Annotated in this window: 13 protein-coding genes; 3 read left to right on the forward strand and 10 right to left on the reverse strand. The window is 73.9% G+C overall.

The genetic code is table 11. The features are described from left to right. Positions 1–36 precede the first annotated feature (36 nt). Positions 37–1,257 carry a hypothetical protein gene (locus ABT403_RS12690; protein ID WP_344158657.1) on the reverse strand — a complete coding sequence of 407 codons (1,221 nt, stop codon included), beginning with the start codon at positions 1,255–1,257 and terminating at the stop codon, positions 37–39. A 198-nt stretch (positions 1,258–1,455) separates the two neighbouring features. Here ABT403_RS12690 and ABT403_RS12695 point away from each other — a divergent pair, with 198 nt between their 5' ends. Next, entirely contained in the window at positions 1,456–2,247 is a 792-nt protein-coding gene (locus tag ABT403_RS12695; RefSeq protein ID WP_344158655.1) for a bestrophin-like domain, read from the forward strand. A 58-nt stretch (positions 2,248–2,305) separates the two neighbouring features. On the opposite strand, the gene ABT403_RS12700 is transcribed toward ABT403_RS12695, so the two are convergent. Continuing rightward, positions 2,306–3,355, reverse strand: a complete 1,050-nt coding sequence (locus ABT403_RS12700; RefSeq protein WP_344158653.1) for an aldo/keto reductase — start codon at positions 3,353–3,355, stop codon at positions 2,306–2,308. 120 nt (positions 3,356–3,475) lie between these two features. On the opposite strand from ABT403_RS12700, the gene ABT403_RS12705 reads away from it, so the two are divergent. After that, positions 3,476–4,144, forward strand: coding sequence for a TetR/AcrR family transcriptional regulator (locus ABT403_RS12705; RefSeq protein WP_344158651.1), 669 nt, complete (start codon positions 3,476–3,478; stop codon positions 4,142–4,144). 51 nt (positions 4,145–4,195) lie between these two features. Here the strand turns inward: ABT403_RS12705 and ABT403_RS12710 are convergent, their stop codons facing one another. The 8 genes from ABT403_RS12710 to ABT403_RS12745 all read right to left on the reverse strand — a co-directional run bounded on the left by ABT403_RS12710 (position 4,196) and on the right by ABT403_RS12745 (position 13,501). Further along, positions 4,196–5,662 (reverse strand): aminotransferase-like domain-containing protein, encoded by a 1,467-nt coding sequence (locus ABT403_RS12710; protein WP_344158649.1) that lies wholly within the window; start codon positions 5,660–5,662, stop codon positions 4,196–4,198. Positions 5,663–5,839: 177 nt separating this feature from the next. Next, positions 5,840–6,058 carry a hypothetical protein gene (locus ABT403_RS12715; RefSeq protein WP_344158647.1) on the reverse strand — a complete coding sequence of 73 codons (219 nt, stop codon included), beginning with the start codon at positions 6,056–6,058 and terminating at the stop codon, positions 5,840–5,842. 108 nt (positions 6,059–6,166) lie between these two features. Beyond that, a complete protein-coding gene (locus tag ABT403_RS12720) occupies positions 6,167–7,294 on the reverse strand; it encodes a hypothetical protein (protein WP_344158645.1) in 1,128 nt (375 codons plus the stop codon). A 134-nt stretch (positions 7,295–7,428) separates the two neighbouring features. Further along, entirely contained in the window at positions 7,429–8,019 is a 591-nt protein-coding gene (locus ABT403_RS12725) for a response regulator (protein ID WP_425580195.1), read from the reverse strand. Positions 8,020–8,102: 83 nt separating this feature from the next. Beyond that, the gene (locus tag ABT403_RS12730) at positions 8,103–9,293 is read right to left on the reverse strand and encodes a sensor histidine kinase (protein ID WP_344158641.1); all 1,191 of its coding nucleotides are present in this window, start codon (positions 9,291–9,293) and stop codon (positions 8,103–8,105) included. 5 nt (positions 9,294–9,298) lie between these two features. Next, on the reverse strand, positions 9,299–11,557 hold the full coding sequence (locus tag ABT403_RS12735; RefSeq protein ID WP_344158639.1) for an MMPL family transporter: 2,259 nt from the start codon (positions 11,555–11,557) through the stop codon (positions 9,299–9,301). A gap of 125 nt (positions 11,558–11,682) precedes the next feature. Beyond that, the gene (locus ABT403_RS12740) at positions 11,683–12,345 is read right to left on the reverse strand and encodes a response regulator (RefSeq protein ID WP_344158637.1); all 663 of its coding nucleotides are present in this window, start codon (positions 12,343–12,345) and stop codon (positions 11,683–11,685) included. Then, on the reverse strand, positions 12,320–13,501 hold the full coding sequence (locus tag ABT403_RS12745; RefSeq protein WP_344158635.1) for a sensor histidine kinase: 1,182 nt from the start codon (positions 13,499–13,501) through the stop codon (positions 12,320–12,322). The genes ABT403_RS12740 and ABT403_RS12745 overlap by 26 nt, the downstream gene beginning before the upstream one ends. A 174-nt stretch (positions 13,502–13,675) precedes the next feature. Here ABT403_RS12745 and ABT403_RS12750 point away from each other — a divergent pair, with 174 nt between their 5' ends. Further along, a complete protein-coding gene (locus tag ABT403_RS12750; protein WP_344158633.1) occupies positions 13,676–15,913 on the forward strand; it encodes an MMPL family transporter in 2,238 nt (745 codons plus the stop codon). Position 15,914 lies beyond the last annotated feature (1 nt).

Raw genomic sequence — 15,914 nt, forward strand, 5'->3', positions numbered from 1 at the left:
CCGCCACCTTCTCCGGCGACGACGATTCCCGAGCTGTCAGGGCAGCTGGCCGGTCGGGGCCGTCAGCCGGGCTCGGGCCGCGGCTCTCACCTCGGCCGTCTCCATCGGATCGTCGCGCAGTACGGCGATCCGGTCGAGGGTGTCCGGGCTCGCGGGTGCCGAGGTGATCCCCAGCAGCCGGGTCGTTTCCTCACAGTCCCAGAGGGCCTCGGCGTACACGTGCTCCAGGCCGTCTCCGTCGATCGCGGCGAGTGCCTCCAGGTACGCGGCCCGCTCATACGAGTGCGGGGTGTGCAGCCAGAAGGACCGCAGGTAGGGGACCGCCCCGGCCGCGGCGGGTCCGAACCTGGCCAGGCGCCGGGCCGTCCGGTCGGGGCCGCACCACGCCCTCGCTGTCCACTGTTCCGCCAGCTCGTTGACGAGCCCCGGCAGAACCTCGGGGCCCGCATGGTCGGCCAGGACGTCCGCACCCAGCTGGGCGAGACAGGGTGGGCCCTCCTGTGCCCAGCCGTGCGCGGCCGGCACAGCGAGGGCGCCCAGGCGCTCCACGTTCCGCCTGAGCAGGGGCAAGGGCCGGCGGCCGTCCGACGTGCCCAGCGAGGGAACCAGCGGGATGAGCCCCTCGGCAGGCTCTCGGCCTTTGAGGGCTCGCAGCGCGTCGAACCTCATGGCCTCCTCCGTGCGCGTGTCGGCGAGCAGAGCGAGGAGTTCCGCGGTGCTGAGCCCGGCCAGTGAGGGCCGCGTCACGCACGGACGGGTCTGGACCTCGATGCCGAACCGCGTCCACGGCTCGGAGCACCAGGGAAGCTCCGCTTCGGCACCGATGCGGGCCCGTGCCACCTCATCGAGGTCCTCCCACCACTCCGGCGGCCAGGCGGCTGACAGCGACTCCAGTACGAGGACCCAGTGTTCGCCTTCGCGGACGTACGCCCGGAGCCCTTCCCTGGCGTCGGCCGATCCCGCGAGCGCGAGCAGTTCCAGCACCTCGCAGGCCCGCAGGCAGGCCTCCTCGTCCCCCGCCAGCTGGTCGACGACCGGCATCGGGGACAGGTCCAGATCAACGGCCAGCCGCGCCAGGTACAGAGACCGTTCATCGGTCTGGTCCCACCGCCGGTCATGGCGGATCCCCTCATACACGAACACGGCGGATCGCCGCGGGTCCCGCAGCGCCCGCACCGCGCCCAGGCCACGCCCCCGTTGCAGCAGGCCCTCGACGGAGTCGGGGCGGGCGTATGACATCTCGTACTCATCGCTCATCACCCGGCACCCTGCCCGACCGGGCACCGATCCGCCAGGCGATATCGGTGTGGAGTCACCGTGAAGGAGAGGACCACTCAGGCGTACTCGACCGCCTGCGGTCAGCCCCGGGCGACGCCGTGCCACGGACGAGTGATCATGGGTGGCTGCCCGGGGCGCCGCCCCCGGGGCGCGTGAGATGTGGAGAACGCTGGGGTCGTGGCGCTCTGGATGCTCAACCACCTCAGTACCCTCAGCCTCGCACTGATCGTGGTCGGCGGGATCGTCGCCCTCTCCCTCCTCGGCAGCGTCCTCCTGCGCCGCAGGTATCCCTCGCTCGCCCGAGGTGAGCACAACGAGATGGTCGGCGTGGTCCTCGGGGTCTTCGGCGCGATCTACGGCATCATCCTCGCCTTCGTCGTGGTCACCCTGTGGACGCAGCTGGAGACCACGCAGTCCGTGGTCTCCGCCGAGGCCACCGATCTCGCGTTGATCGTCCGCGACGCGCGCGTCTTCCCCCAGGAGGCCCAGACCAGGGTCGACCAGGCCGTCTCCGACTACGTCCGCGCCGTCGTGGAGGAGTCCTGGCCCCGCATGCGACAGGGTCAGGGCGACTTCGACGCGACGGAATCCCAGATGCGCGCGATGTTCGACGCCCTCCAGGCCTACGAGCCCCAGACCGCGAAGGAACAGGCCTTCTACGGCGAGATGGTCAGCCGCCTCAACGACGTCTCCTCGCAGCGCCGGGCCCGGATCTCCACCGCCTCCACCCAACTCCCCGTACTGCTTCAGGCCCTCGCCTACGGCGGCGCGCTGGTTCTGATCCCGCTCACCTTCCTGTACGGCATGAAGCGCATGCGGATGCAGTTGCTCTTCGTCGCGGCCGTCTCCGGGCTGATCGGCTTCACCCTGCTGCTCGTCATCGTCCTCGACCGTCCCTTCGCCGGGGACCTGAGCGTGAGCCCGGCCGCCTATACGCAAGGGGCGCTGGAGCGCTTCTGGTACGGGTAGGGGCGGGGCCCGGCCGGCCTGTGGGAGTGGCGCGCGTGCGGTCGCCGGGGCCGGAGGGTCAGTCGCGGGGGGCCGGGGTCATCGGGGGGTTGAGGCGGGCGAAGCCCTCCTGGCGCTCGTAGGGGAAGTACGGGTACGGCGCCGGCCGGTGGCTGGCGGCGTCGAGGCGGGCCATCTGCAGGGGGGTCAGTTCCCAGCCGACGGCGCCGATGTTCTGCCGCAGCTGCTGCTCGTCGCGCGCGCCGATGAGGACGGTGGAGACGGTCGGGCGGCGCAGCAGCCAGTTGATGGCCACCTGGGGGATGGTCCGGCCCGTCTCCTGTGCGACCTCGTCAAGGGCGTCGACCACGTCGTAGAGGTGGGCGTCCTCCACCGGCGGGCCGTAGTCGGCGGTGGCGTGCAGCCGGCTCGCGGCGGGCAGCGGGCGGCCACGGCGGAGCTTGCCGGTGAGGCGGCCCCAGCCCAGGGGGCTCCACACGATCGCACCGACGCCCTGGTCGCGGCCGAGGGGCATCAGCTCCCACTCGTAGTCGCGGCCGACGAGGGAGTAGTAGACCTGGTGGGCCGCGTAGCGGGGGAAACCGTGCCGGTCGGCGGCGGAGAGGGACTTCATCAGCTGCCAGCCGGCGAAGTTGGAGACCCCGGTGTAGCGGACCTTGCCGGAGCGGACGAGCTCGTCGAGGGTGGACACCACCTCCTCGACGGGGGTGGCGGCGTCGAACCCGTGGAGCTGGAAGAGGTCGATGCGGTCGGTGCCGAGGCGGCGCAGGGCGTCCTCGACCGCCGCGATGAGGCGGGAGCGTGAGGTGCCGTAGTCGCCGGGGCCGTCACCGGTCGGCAGCCCCGCCTTGGTGGAGATGAGCACCTGGTCGCGGCGGCCCTTGACGGCCTGGCCGAGGACCTCCTCCGAGGCGCCCGCCGAATACACGTCGGCGGTGTCGAAGAGGGTGATGCCGGCGTCGAGGCAGATGTCGACGAGCCGGCGCGCCTCCCGGGCGTCCGTGCTGCCCCAGGCGCCGAAGACCGGTCCCCGGCCGCCGAAGGTGCCGGCGCCGAAGCCGAGGACGGGAACCTTCAAGCCGGACGCACCGAGCTGCCTGTATTCCATGACGGACTCCTCCCACGAGTGGTAACGGGATCGCAGACCCGTTAAGGTGCGACCAACGTAACAGTTGATCGCCATTAATGGAACCAGGGACCCGTTATGACGTTGTGGAGTGATGCCCCGATGCCGGCCGAAGGCGCGCGGGACGTCGGGGACGCAGGGGGCGCGGGGGGCGCGGGGGGCGGGGCGGCCGAGCCCGGGACCGTGCGCCCCGGGGGCCGGACGGCCCGGGTTCGGGCCGCCGTGCTGGAGGCGGCCGGGGACATGCTGGCCGAGCAGGGCTTCCACGGCCTGGACCTCGCCGAGGTGGCCCGGCGGGCCGAGGTCGGCAAGACCACCGTGTACCGGCGCTGGGGCACGGTGGCCGGTCTGGTCGCCGACCTGCTGACGGACATGGCCGAGCAGTCCCTCCCGCGTACCGACACCGGCTCACTGGAGGAGGACCTGCTGGCCAACGCCCACCTCGTCCGGCGCACGCTGACGGACCCGCGCCAGGGCCCCCTGTTCAAAGCCGTCATCGCGGCCGCCACGGGCGACGCCCGGACGGCCGAGGCCCTGCACCGCTTCTACGAGGTCCGGGTCGCGCAATGGGCGCCGTGCGTCCAGGAGGCCGTCGCACGGGGCGAGTTGCCCGTGGGCACCGACGCCGCCGAGGTGGTGCGCGCCGTCTCAGCCCCCCTGTACTACAGGCTGCTGACGACGGACGCCCCGCTCGACGAGGCGGCGGCCCGGCGGGCGGCCGGGGCCACGGTGGCGGCGGCCCGCGCGGGGGCCTTCGTACCCACCCCGTGAACCCCCGGCCCGAGGCCCGCCCCGAGGCCGCTCGGGGCCGGAGGTCGGCCCTCAGCCGTTCGCGGCCCCGCTGCGGGACCGTGCGGACCAGGCGGCCGACAGGCGGTCGACCAGTTCCGCCGAGGTCTGCGCCGGGAAGGCACAGGGGAGGCGGATGTGGTCGTCGTGGGCGCCCGTCGGATCCATGGCGTCGCCCGGAATGACCTCCGCTCCGTGACGCAGCGCCACCTGGGCGTAGACGCGGGCGTCCGTGCCCGGGGGCAGCCGGATCCACAGGGCGGAACCGCCGCGCGGTTCCTGCCAGCTCCACTGCGGAAGCCGGTCGCCGAGGAGCCGGGTCATGGTGGCGAGCTGCTCGCGGCGGAGGCGGGCCCGCTCGGGGGCGAGGGCCGGGAGCGCGGGGAGCAGCCGGGCGGCGAGGGCCTGGTCCAGGAGCGGGCTGCCGAGGTCGCCGAGTGCCTTGAGCCGTGCCAGGCGGGCCACGACGTCCCGGGGTGCGCGGATCCAGCCGATCCGCAGACCGCCCCACACGGCCTTGGTCAGCGAACCCACGGTCAGCACGGTTCCCCGGGCCGAGTGCGCGGCGATCGGCGGGGGAACCTCGCCGGGGGCGAGGGCCGCCTCGTGGGCGCTGTCCTCCAGGACGGGGACGCCGTGTTCGGCGGCGAGCTCGGCCACCCGGCGACGGCGTCCGGCGGACATCAGGACGCCCGTGGGGTTGTGGTAGGTCGGCATGAGGTAGAGCAGCGCGGGCCGTTGTACGGCGAGCGCGGTGGCGAGCCGGTCGATGCGGACCCCGTCGGAGTCGACGGGGACGCCGACCAGCCGGGCGCCGGCGGCTCTGAAGACGTCCAGGCAGCCCGGCCATCCCGGTGATTCCACCAGGGCGGTGGACCCGCGCCCGAGGTACAGCTGGGCGCTCAGGGCGACGGCCTGGGTGGCGCCCGTGGTCACCACCACCTGCTCGGGCACGGTCGGCAGTCCGTGCCGGGTGTGGTGGGCGGCGACCGCCTCCCGCAGCGCGGGCAGCCCGGCGGGGTGGTAGCCCGCGTCGCGGAGCAGCCCGGGCAGGTCCTCCCGTACCAGGTCGAGCAGGGCCCGGCCCAGATCCGGACCGCCGCCCTCGGCCGCCCGCCCCAGCGAGATCAGGTCCGGCGGTCGCGTGATCAGCCGCTGGACCACGGCGGTGGCCCGACCCCCGCGCACGCGCCCGTCCACCGGCACCCGGCGGCCGGCCGCCGCTGCCGACACCCGTGTGCCGCTGCCCCGGCGCGTCTCGACCAGGCCCGACCCGCGCAGTGCGTCGAAGGCGGCGACCACCGTCGCCCGGCTGAGCGAGAGGGCGTCGGCGAGCCGCCGCTCGGACGGCAGGCGGTCGCCGGCGCGCAGGTCCCCGGACCGCACGGCCCGGCCGAACGCCTCGGTGAGCCGCCGGTAGAGCGGCCCGTCACCCGAACTCCAGTCGCCCAGCAGGTCGATCAGCCCGTCCGGCCCGATCACTTCACGGTTGCGGTCCACGTTCCCCTCCATCGGCGCGGAAGCACGGGCTCCCGTGCCGCGAGGCTAACCGCATGCCCTCCACCGGATGCGGTGGCCCGGTTCACGGGTCACCGCGGCCGGGGCGGGGCCGGCGGTCGCCCGGATGATCGAGCTGCTGCCCAGCGCCCTCAGGCCGACTGCCGCCCGTCAACGCGTTCAGGTCGTCGTGATGGGCTTGCCGTCGTACTGGCCGCCCGTGCACATCCACAGGCCCGCAGCGGAGTCGTACACCACCCTTCCGGCACCGTCCGCCACGCACTCCGGTCCGGTGACGGCCGGTACGACGGCCGGTACGACGGCCTGCGCGACGGGGACGGCGGCTCCGAAAGCGGCCAGCAGGAGGGCGGCGGTGAATCCGAGAAGCCGGGTACGCATGGCAGCTCCTGGGGGGGACGAGCGACACCGACACGTCACCACCAGCTTCACCCCGCCCCGCGAGGGACGCACCCTGGCGCGGCGGGGCCCGGCGTACACACTCCGGGGTCATCGGCCTCCCGCTGCCGCCTGCGGCATCGTGTGCAGCAGTTCGAGCCGGCGCTGTACGGCTTCCGTCGCGCCCGGCCGCTGTCCGGGGACCCGGCGGCGCAGCGAAACCAGGCCGGGTCCCAGTGCCCGGGCCGTCGCCGCGTCCCGGACGGCCTGCCACTGGTGGTGGGCCCGGTCCACGGCGGCCTCGACCTCCAGGGCGTCCGGGGCCTGGTGGCGGGTGAGGCGCGCGTCGGCCGCCGCCATCCACAGCTCGCAGCTGCGCGCCGCGTCGCCGGCGAGGTGAGCGAGGTCGGCGCGGACCTCCAGCCAGTGCGTCGCCTGGGCGGATCCCGGACCGTACGTCCGCACCGTCCAGCCCTCCCAACTCGCGGCGAGCGCCTCGGCCTGGTCGTGGCGCCCCGCCCGCGCGGCGGCGAGGATCGACGGAAGGGGATCCTCCTCCGCGCTCGTGGCGGGGGCAGCCGGGGCCGGGCGTGCCGGGGCGGATGCCGCGAGGGGGTCCACCGCGAGGAGCAGCGCCCGGTCGTCGACGACGTGGGCTGCGGCCTTCGCGTGCAGTTCGGCCAGCGGCGGGGTCAGGCCGCTGCGCCAGACACCGGCCACGGCCTGGAGGTAGGCGGGGACGGCGACCCGGTTTCGGGGCAGCGCAGGGGTGATCCGTCCGTGGAGCGATATCCCCTGGCCGAGGGTCAGCCCCTCCGTGCGGAGGCTCTGCCACGTGTCGGCCGTCGCCACCAGATCGACCAGGACGGTCGTCGTGCCCGGGCGCCGGGTCTTCAGCTCGCTCGCCAGCCAGGACCACGGCAGGCCGGTGTAGCGCAGGGTGGCCGGCGTCGTGCGGGCGAGAGCCAGATGGATCGCGCGCTGCCTGGTGTCGAGGTGGAGCTGGCCCGCGAGGATCAGCGTCAGAGGGCCCTCAGTGGCCGCGGCGGCGCGGACGCGGGTGAGGACCGTCTGCTGGTCCACCGGGTCGGCGAGTTCGACGATGGTCCCGGAGCTCGTGCGGGTCAGCGACGCGGGTGGACAGGCCGCCAGGGTGGGCAGAACCCGGGTGGCGTCGATCAACCGGCCCTTGCCGACCGGAGCGGCGGCGAGCAGCAGCGCGGTCCCTGGTGCAGTCATGATCACACCAGTACCGTACGCCCAATCCCCCGGGCCCGGCGGGCGGCATGGTCCGCGCCACCACCGGGACCGGCTCCCGCGCGACCTTCCGGCCCTGGCGGCGGGCGAGGGTTCCGGGGCCCCGGACGGGCTTCCTACCCTTGTGCCAGAAGGCCGTTCTCCATCGCGACGACCACCGCGCGGGTGCGGTCGCCGACGTCGAGCTTGGCGAAGATCCGCAGCAGGTGCGTCTTGACCGTGGCCTCTCCGATGAACAGCCGTCTGCCGATCTCGGCGTTGGACAGCCCGTCCGCGACGGCGCGCAGCACCTCGCTCTCGCGGGCGGTGAGCGCCACCCGCGCGGGCCGCCGCATCCGGGCGACCAACTGCTGTGCCACGCGCGGAGCGAGGACCGTCTCCCCACGGGACGCGGCGTGGATGGCGTCCACGAGCTGCTCGCGGGTGGCGTCCTTGAGCAGGTAACCGGTCGCGCCGGCCTCGACCGCCCGTTCGATCTCGGTGTCGGTGTCGTACGTGGTGAGGATCAGCACCCGGGTCCGCGGGTGCGCGGCGGTGATCGCGGCGGTGGCGCCCACCCCGTCCAGTACGGGCATGCGCAGGTCGAGGAGAGCCACGTCGGGCTGGAGGCGGGCGACGAGTGCGACGGCGGCGGCGCCGTCCGCCGCCTCGCCGACGATCTCCAGACTCGGCTCCGCGGACAGCAGGGCGACCAGTCCGGCGCGCATCACCGTGTGATCGTCCGCCGTGATCACGCGCAGGCGGCCCGCGCCGCCGCCCCGGCCATCTGAGGTGCCCTTAGCCGCTGTGCTCACATCGTCTCCCCGTCGTACGCCGGTATGAGGACCAGGACGCGGGTGCCGTCCCCGGCCGAGCTGGTGACGGTCAGCTCCCCGCCGAACTCCTCCAGCCGGCGCCGCATCCCGTTCAGCCCGAAGCCGCGGGACGCGCCGACGGCGAACCCGCGGCCGTCGTCCGTGACCTCCAGCTCGATGGCGCCCGGCCGACGGGCCAGGACCACGGAGACCGTGGACGCCGCCGCGTGCTTGCGGACGTTGGCCAGCGACTCCTGCGTGCAGCGCAGCAGCGCGACGCGGGTCGGCTGGTCGCAGTCCACCTCGGCCAGCTCCGCCTCCACCGTCAGCCCGGTGTCCTCGGCGAACCGGTCGAGGGTGCGGCGCAGGGTCGCGGCCACCGAGCCGGCGGCGGTCCCGCCGGCCGGGCCGGACCCGACCAGTACCCGGGCCTCGGCCAGATTCTCGCGGGCCGTCCGCTCGATGGAGCTCAACTGCCGGGTGCTGCGCTCCGGGTCGGCGGCCAGCCCGGAGCGGGCCGCCTCCGCCAGGACGATGATCGAGGCGAAGCCCTGGGCGAGCGTGTCGTGGATCTCCCGGGCCATCCGTTCGCGCTCCTCCGCCGCGCCCTGCCGCTTCTGCGCCTCGGCCAGTTCGGTCCGGGCGTCGGCCAGCTGGGCGCGCAGCCGGGCCCGTTCGTCCCGCAGCTCCAGCGCCCTGGGCGTGACCAGGACGGCCACGGCGCTGACGGCGTACACGCCGATGGAGGAGACCGAGTTGCCGGCCAGGCCCGCCACGCTCCACCCTTCCCGCAGCGTCCCGCCGGCGCTGACCGCGACCGCCGCGAGGCCGCTGGAGGCGAGCGCGGAGCGCGGACCGTTCGCGTAGACCACGAACTGCGGGAGGAGCACGAAGTAGAGGGCCCCGAAGCCGTCGCGCATCCAGGACAGCGCTCCGAGGCTGACGACCAGCAGCCCCAGGTAGGCGTACCCGGTCCGGACCGGAGCGTCCCCCCGCCGGCGGCGCACCAGGACGTTCGCGGCGCCGAGCGCGGCCATCAGCGCGAGCGACCCGTAGGCCTGCGGGGCGGGCACGTCCGCGAAGAGGGTGATCACGCAGAGCAGGGCCGTGATCGCCCAGCCGAGGAGTTCCCAGCCGTGCAGCAGCCAGATCCAGTACGGGTCGCCACGCTGCGGTCGTCGCATCACGATCATCAGCGTACGGGGAAGGTCAACTCGCCTGCCGCGCCGCCTCCTTCGGCGCCCGCCGCGCCGGCCGCCGGGCGGGGCGCGGCGGCGGGACGCCGGGGCCACCAGGCGCGCTCGCCGAGGAGCAGGAGCGCGGCGGGGAGGATCAGCAGCCGGATGACGACCGTGTCGAGCAGGACGGCGAGGGCCAGGCAGAACCCCATCTGCTTCATCTCGGTGAGGTGCAGTGCGACGAAGGCGCTGAAGACGGTGACCATCACGACGGCGGCGCCGGTGACCACCTTCGCGGAGGCGCCGAGGCCGTGGAGGACCGCCTCGCGCGTGGGCAGGCCCGTTTCGCGGGCTTCCTTGATCCGGCTGATGACGAACATCTGGTAGTCCGTGGAGAGGCCGAAGAGGATGACGAGGAGGAACAGGGGGACGCGGGAGGCGATGGCGCCGAGCGAGTCGAAGCGGAGCAGGTCCTCGGCCCAGGTGCCCTGGAAGACCAGGACGAGCGCGCCGAGCGCGGCTGCGGCGGACAGCAGGTTGAGCAGGACGCCGAGGAGCGCGACGACCGCGGAGCGGAACGCGACGGCCATGGTGAGGAAGGACAGCAGGAGCAGGGCGCCGACGACCAGGGGAAGCGTGGCGCGCTCGTCGGCGACGTAGTCCTGACTGCGGGCGACGTCGCCGGTGACGGCACTCTCCACTCCGTCAAGGGCGCCGACGGTGGCCGGCAGCAGGCCCGTACGGATCCGGTCGAGCGAGGAGATGGCCTCGGGGGCGGGCGCGTGGTGGGGCACGGCCAGTACGAGGACGTGGACGCGCTGGTCGGGGGAGCTGAGCAGCCGGGGTGCGGTGTCGGCGGCGAACAGCGGGTCGGCCTGGGCGCGCCGGCCGAGTTCGGTCAGGGCCCGGCGGACGTCGTCGGCCCGGTCGGGAGCGGCGCGTACCACCACGTCGTGTTCGACGAGGAGTTCGGGGAAGGCGGCGGTGAGCCGGTCGTAGACGCGCATGGCCGGGAGGGCGCGGGAGAAGGTGTCCTTGCCCGGGTCCACCAGCTTCATGCCGAGGGCGGGCGCGGCGAGCGCGAGCAGGAACAGGACGGAGGCGGTGAGGGTGACCACCGGGTGCCTGCGGGCGGGGGCGAGGAGGGCCGTCAGGATGCGGCCGTTGCCGTGGGCGTCCCTGTTCCCGCTCTTGCCCTTGCCTTTCAGGACGTACGGGCGACGGCCCTTCGCGGTCGCCTGCGTGCTCCTCCCCTCCCGCCGCTCCGCCCGCTGCCCGGTCTTGACCAGCAGGGCGGGCAGCACGGTGATCGAACTGACCATGGCCACGGCGACGACCAGGATGGTGCCGGTGGCGAGCGAGGAGAAGATGACGTCCGTGGCGAGGTAGAGGGTCGCGGTCGACGCGATCACGGCGAGGCCGGAGGTGACGATCGTCCGGCCGGCGGTGGCCGCCGCCAGCTCCACCAGGGCCTCGGGGCCGAGGCGTCCGGCGGCCCGGACCCGTTCCTCGCGTTCCCGCTTGAGGTAGAAGAGGGTGTAGTCGACGCCGACCGCGAGGCCGATGAGCAGGATCAGATTGGTGCCGACGCCCGCGTCGGGCAGGACGTGCGAGACGGCCATCGACAGGCCGAGCGCGGCGGCGATCGACGTGAGCGCCAGGACCAGCGGCACCGCCGCCATCACCACGGAACCGAAGACGAGCAGGAGGGTGACGACGGTGACCGGCAGCGTGATGCGTTCGGAGAGCGCGAGGTCCTCGGCGCGCTGGTCGTTGACGCCCTTGCTGATCGAGGGCGGTCCGGTCTCCTCCACCACCACCCCGGGATGCGTCGCGGCGGTCTGCGCGGTCTGCTCCAGCAGCGGGCCGACGTTCTTCCTGCCGTCCAGCTCGGGGCCGTGCAGGACGACACGGATCCGCAGGGCGGTGCCGTCCGCGGAGCGCGCCGGCTGCCCCACCTCGGCCACCTCGGGCAGCTTCGCCATCCGGGTCCGGACGTCACGGGCCGCGGAATCGGCCGCGGCACCGTCCAGCGGGCCGGACCGGGCGCGGATCAGGACGTGTTCGACGGGCCGGCGTTGCAGACCGCCGTCCGTGGCGATGGCCTCGGCCCGGCCCGCCTCGCCGACCCGGAAGTCCTCGGCGGTCGCGGCGCGGTCGCCGAGCGCGATGCCGGTACCCAGGCAGAGGGCGACGAACAGGAACCAGGCGACGATCGCGCGCCAGGGGTGCCGGGCGCTCCAGCGTGCGGTGGCTACGGGAAGATCTCTCATGTACGGAATGCTGGCCGCGGGCGCCCCACGGCCGGCAGCCTCGACCGGTGGAACCGGTTGTCCACCACCCGGTGGACAAGAGGCCCGCTCCCGGGCGGACTCGGGGGCCCGGCCCGGCGTCCGGCTCAGGTTCCGGGGAGGATACGGCGCGTTTCGTAGGCCCACATCGCGATCTCGACCCGGTTGCGGGCGCCGAGTTTGGCCATGAGGCTGGCCAGATGCGTCTTCACCGTGCTGAGGCTGATGTGGAGTGCGTCGGCGATCTCGGTGTTGGTCAGCCCGCGCGCGACGGCGAGGAGCACCTGCTCCTCGCGGGCGGTGACGGGGGAGACCGGCTGGGCCACGGGCCGGCCGGCGGGCAGGTCCGCGAATGCCTGGAGCAGACGGACGGTGACGCTGGGCGCGATGAGCGCCTCGCCGTCGGACGCCGAGCGTACGGCCTGCGCCAGAAGGTCGGGTCCCGTGTCCTTGAGGAGGAATCCGCGGGCGCCGGCGCGCAGTGAGCCGTAGACGTACTCGTCGAGGTCGAACGTGGTGATGACGACCACGGCCAGCGGGTCGGCGACGCCCGGGCCGGCGAGCAGCCGGGTGGCCTCGAGCCCGTCGAGTACGGGCATGCGGATGTCGAACAGGCAGACGTCGGGGCGCAGTTCGCGGGCCAGGCGGACCGCTTCCCGCCCGTCGGCGGCCTCGCCGACCACCTCGATGCCGGGCTGGGCGTTCAGGATGATCCGCAACCCGGTGCGGATGATCGTCTGGTCGTCAGCGACGAGGACGCGTACGGGCACCGCTCTCGCTCCTCGCTCTCGGCAGTTCGGCTTCGACGTGCCAGCCCCGGTCGGTACCGGTACCCGGTCCGGCTCGTAGGGTGCCGCCGAGCAGGGTGGCGCGCTCGCGCAGTCCGGTGAGCCCGTATCCGTCGCGGCCCCGGCCGGTGCGCCGGCCGTCGTCGCGCACGCTCACCCGTACCGTGTGCCGTTGCGCGGCGACCCGGACGACGAGCTCGGTCGCGTCGACCGCATGGCGCAGCGCGTTGGTCACCGACTCCTGCACGATCCGGTAGACGGCCGCGTCCACGGCCGGGGACAGGGCGTCCAGTTCGCCGTCGAGCTCCAGGCCGACCCTGAGGCGCCCACCGGGGATGCGCACCAGCCGCTCCAGATCCGCGACTCCGGCAGGGGGCGCCAGCTCGGCGCCGACCCCGCGGTCGCGCAGCGCCGCGACCATGGCGCGCATCTCCTCCAGCGTGCGCGCCCCTTCCTCCTCGACCCCCTCCAGCGCCTCGACGGCGGCGGACGGGTCGGTGCCCGCGAGCACCCGGCCCGCCTGGGCGATGATCACCATGGCCGACACGTGGTGGGCCACCGTGTCGTGCAGTTCCCGGGCGAGCTGCTCGCGCTCGCGGGAGCGCACCTGCTCCAGCTGCCGCTCGCGAGCGGTCCCCCGGAACCGCACGGCAGCCCCGACCACGCCGGGCAGCAGCAGGAAGACCAAGCCCACGGCCTTTTCGACGACCGGGGTGTCGTCCATGAGGACACACAGCGTGCCGACCGCGAGGATCACCGTGACGCCCAGCACGATCTCGCGTCCCGATCCCCACCGGGGCAGCGCGTACACCAGCAGGAGCACGACCGCGCCGGCGGTGTACAGGCCGACGGGCTCGCGGGGTGCGGCGACGAGCGGGGCCACCGCAAGCAGGAGCACCGAGCCGAACGCCAGGGTCACCGTCGCCAGCGGGCGGGTGCGGCGCCACAGGGGCAGCAGGCACAGCCATACGGCGAACACCACCGCCACCGGCCGCCACACGACGTTCTCGCGCAGGATGGCCTCCAGCGCCACACCGGCAAGGCCGGCGGCGAGCAGCGCCCAGTCCCGCCACACCCGCGCGGGCGCGTCGGGCGGCTGGGGTTCGGTCCAGAGGGTTCGCAGGTCTTCTCGCAGCACGTACTCAGCCTAGGGACCGCGCCGTGCCGCGCATCGGCCGAAAGGACGGGTCGTCACTCCGACTTGGGGCCGACGGATCCGCGGCCCACGGGCCGATGCCGCGGAGCGCCGTGGCGACGAGTCTCGGCACCGGTGGCCGTACAAGGACGGCCGACAAGGTGGTTGGAGGACCCGATGCTCTCGAAAGCCCTGTTGCGCCTGGGCGCAGGCGCCGCCCGCCATCCCCGGCGGGTGATCGCGGCATGGCTGGTCGCCGCCACGCTCGCCGTCCTCGCCGCCGTCGCCTTCGGCGGGCGGACCTCGGACTCGATGACCGCTCCGGGACTCGACTCCCAGCGGGCCGCGGAATTGATCGAGCGGGCCGACACCGGCCAGGAGGGGATGACCGCCCAAGTGGTCGTCACCCCCCGCGACGGCGGTGCGACGTTCTTCGACGACGACGGCGCGCGCACGGCTCTCACGCGGCTGCGGACCGAGGTGCAGCGGCTGCCGCACGTGCTCGGCACGAGCGACCCGGCGGGGGCACTCGACGCCGGCGGGGACACCGCCGTGCGCGGCGGCCTGGTCTCGGCCGACGGACGGATCGCGGTCGTCCGGGTGCAGTATCCCGACCAGAGCCGGCTGTCGGCCGAGGACCTCAAGGCCCTTGTCGATCTCGGTGACCGGCTGCGCGCCGAACTGCCCCTGCGCGTCGAGATGGGCGGGAGCCTCTTCTACGCGTTCTCCGACCCCGACGGCGGCGTGAGCGAGCTGATCGGCCTCCTCGCCGCGGCCGCGATCCTGTTCCTGGCGTTCGGTTCGCTCGTCGCCGCCGCGCTGCCGATCGGCATGGCGGTCTTCGGGCTGACCGTCGGGGTCGCCACGATGACGGTACTGGCGGGGGTGACGGACGTCCCGACCTTCGCTCCCGTCCTGGGCAGCATGGTCGGGCTCGGAGTGGGCATCGACTACGCGCTGTTCGTACTCGCCAGGCACCGGGAGTACCTCGCGTGCGGGCTCGATCCCCACGAGGCGGCGGGGCGGGCGGTGGCCACGGCGGGGCGGCCGGTGGTCTTCGCCGGTGGCACCGTCGTCGTGTCGATCCTCGGCATGGCGGTCGCGAACGTGCCGTTCATGACGGTGGGCGGGCTCGCCGTCTCGATCGTCGTCCTGACCATGGTGCTCGCGTCGGTGACGCTTCTGCCGGCCTTCCTCGGCGCGGCCGGCGCGCGCCTTGCCCGGGCCGGCCGGATCGTCCGGGCGCTGCGGAGCGGGAAGCCGGGCCGACTGGCACGGCGGCGGGACACTGAGGCGGGCGCGGCTCCCGCCGTCGGCTGGCGGCGCTGGATCGGGCACGTCAGCCGGCACCCGGTGCCGTACGCGATCGGCGCGGCGGGGCTGCTGCTGACCGCGACGCTGCCCGTGCTCGGGTTGCGCGTCGGCCTGCCCGACGACGGCTCACTGCCCCCGAGCCGTACCGAGCGCCGCGCCTACGACCTCGTCGCGGAGGGGTTCGGCCCGGGCACCAACGGTCCCCTCGTCATCGCCGCCGACCCCGCCGGTGATCCGGGAGTGCTGGACCGGCTCGTCGGGGCGGTCGCGGCGGATCCGGGCATCGCGTCCGTCGCGCCGGCGTACGTCGATCCGGCCACCGGCATCGCGACCCTGGTGGTGTTCCCGACCACCGGTCCTCAGGACAAGGCCACGGCCGGCACCATCGCCCGGCTGCGCACCGGCGTGCTGCCCACGGCGGTCGGGCACGGTCCGGCCAGGGCCCACGTCGGCGGCGCCGCCGCGAGCCTGTCCGACGTGGGCCGGCGCACCAGCCGGCGCCTGCCGGCGTTCGTCACCGCCGTGCTGGCGATGTCGTTCCTGCTGCTGATGCTGGTCTTCCGCTCGGTACTCGTACCGCTCAAGGCGGTACTGCTGAATCTGCTGAGCATCGGCGCGGCCTACGGCATCATGGTCGCGGTCTTCCAGTGGGGCTGGGGAGGCGCACTCATCGGGCTGGAGGCGACGGTTCCGATTGTGTCGTTCATCCCGATGTTCCTCTTCGCCATCCTGTTCGGCCTGTCCATGGACTACGAGGTGTTCCTCCTCTCCCGGGTACGCGAGGAGTACCTGCGCACCGGCGACAACCGCACGGCGATCGTCGAGGGCGTCTCACGCACCGCCCGGATCATCACCTCGGCCGCCCTCATCATGGTGGCGGTCTTCCTGTCCTTCGCCGTCGCCGACGACCCCTCCAGCAAGATGTTCGGGCTCGGCCTGGCCACCGCGATCCTCATCGACGCCACGGTCGTACGCATGGTGCTGGTACCGGCGACCATGACGCTCCTCGGCCGGGCCAACTGGTGGCTGCCGAAGTGGCTGGACCGGCTGCTTCCCCGCGGCCCGTTCGGCGCGAGCACCGACGACACCGTCCACGGGTGAG

The organism is Streptomyces sp. NPDC000075 (assembly GCF_040301925.1).
In the GTDB taxonomy this organism is placed as follows: Bacteria; Actinomycetota; Actinomycetes; order Streptomycetales; family Streptomycetaceae; genus Streptomyces; species Streptomyces polychromogenes.

Excerpts from the sequence above, each read along its gene's own strand:
- ABT403_RS12690 (WP_344158657.1), bottom strand. The coding sequence starts at position 1,257 with ATGAGCGATGAGTACGAGATGTCATACGCCCGCCCCGACTCCGTCGAG.
- ABT403_RS12700 (WP_344158653.1), bottom strand. The coding sequence starts at position 3,355 with ATGGAATACAGGCAGCTCGGTGCGTCCGGCTTGAAGGTTCCCGTCCTC.
- ABT403_RS12705 (WP_344158651.1), top strand. The coding sequence starts at position 3,476 with ATGCCGGCCGAAGGCGCGCGGGACGTCGGGGACGCAGGGGGCGCGGGG.
- ABT403_RS12715 (WP_344158647.1), bottom strand. The coding sequence starts at position 6,058 with ATGCGTACCCGGCTTCTCGGATTCACCGCCGCCCTCCTGCTGGCCGCT.
- ABT403_RS12720 (WP_344158645.1), bottom strand. The coding sequence starts at position 7,294 with ATGACTGCACCAGGGACCGCGCTGCTGCTCGCCGCCGCTCCGGTCGGC.
- ABT403_RS12725 (WP_425580195.1), bottom strand. The coding sequence starts at position 8,019 with ATGCGCGCCGGACTGGTCGCCCTGCTGTCCGCGGAGCCGAGTCTGGAG.
- ABT403_RS12735 (WP_344158639.1), bottom strand. The coding sequence starts at position 11,557 with ATGAGAGATCTTCCCGTAGCCACCGCACGCTGGAGCGCCCGGCACCCC.
- ABT403_RS12750 (WP_344158633.1), top strand. The coding sequence starts at position 13,676 with ATGCTCTCGAAAGCCCTGTTGCGCCTGGGCGCAGGCGCCGCCCGCCAT.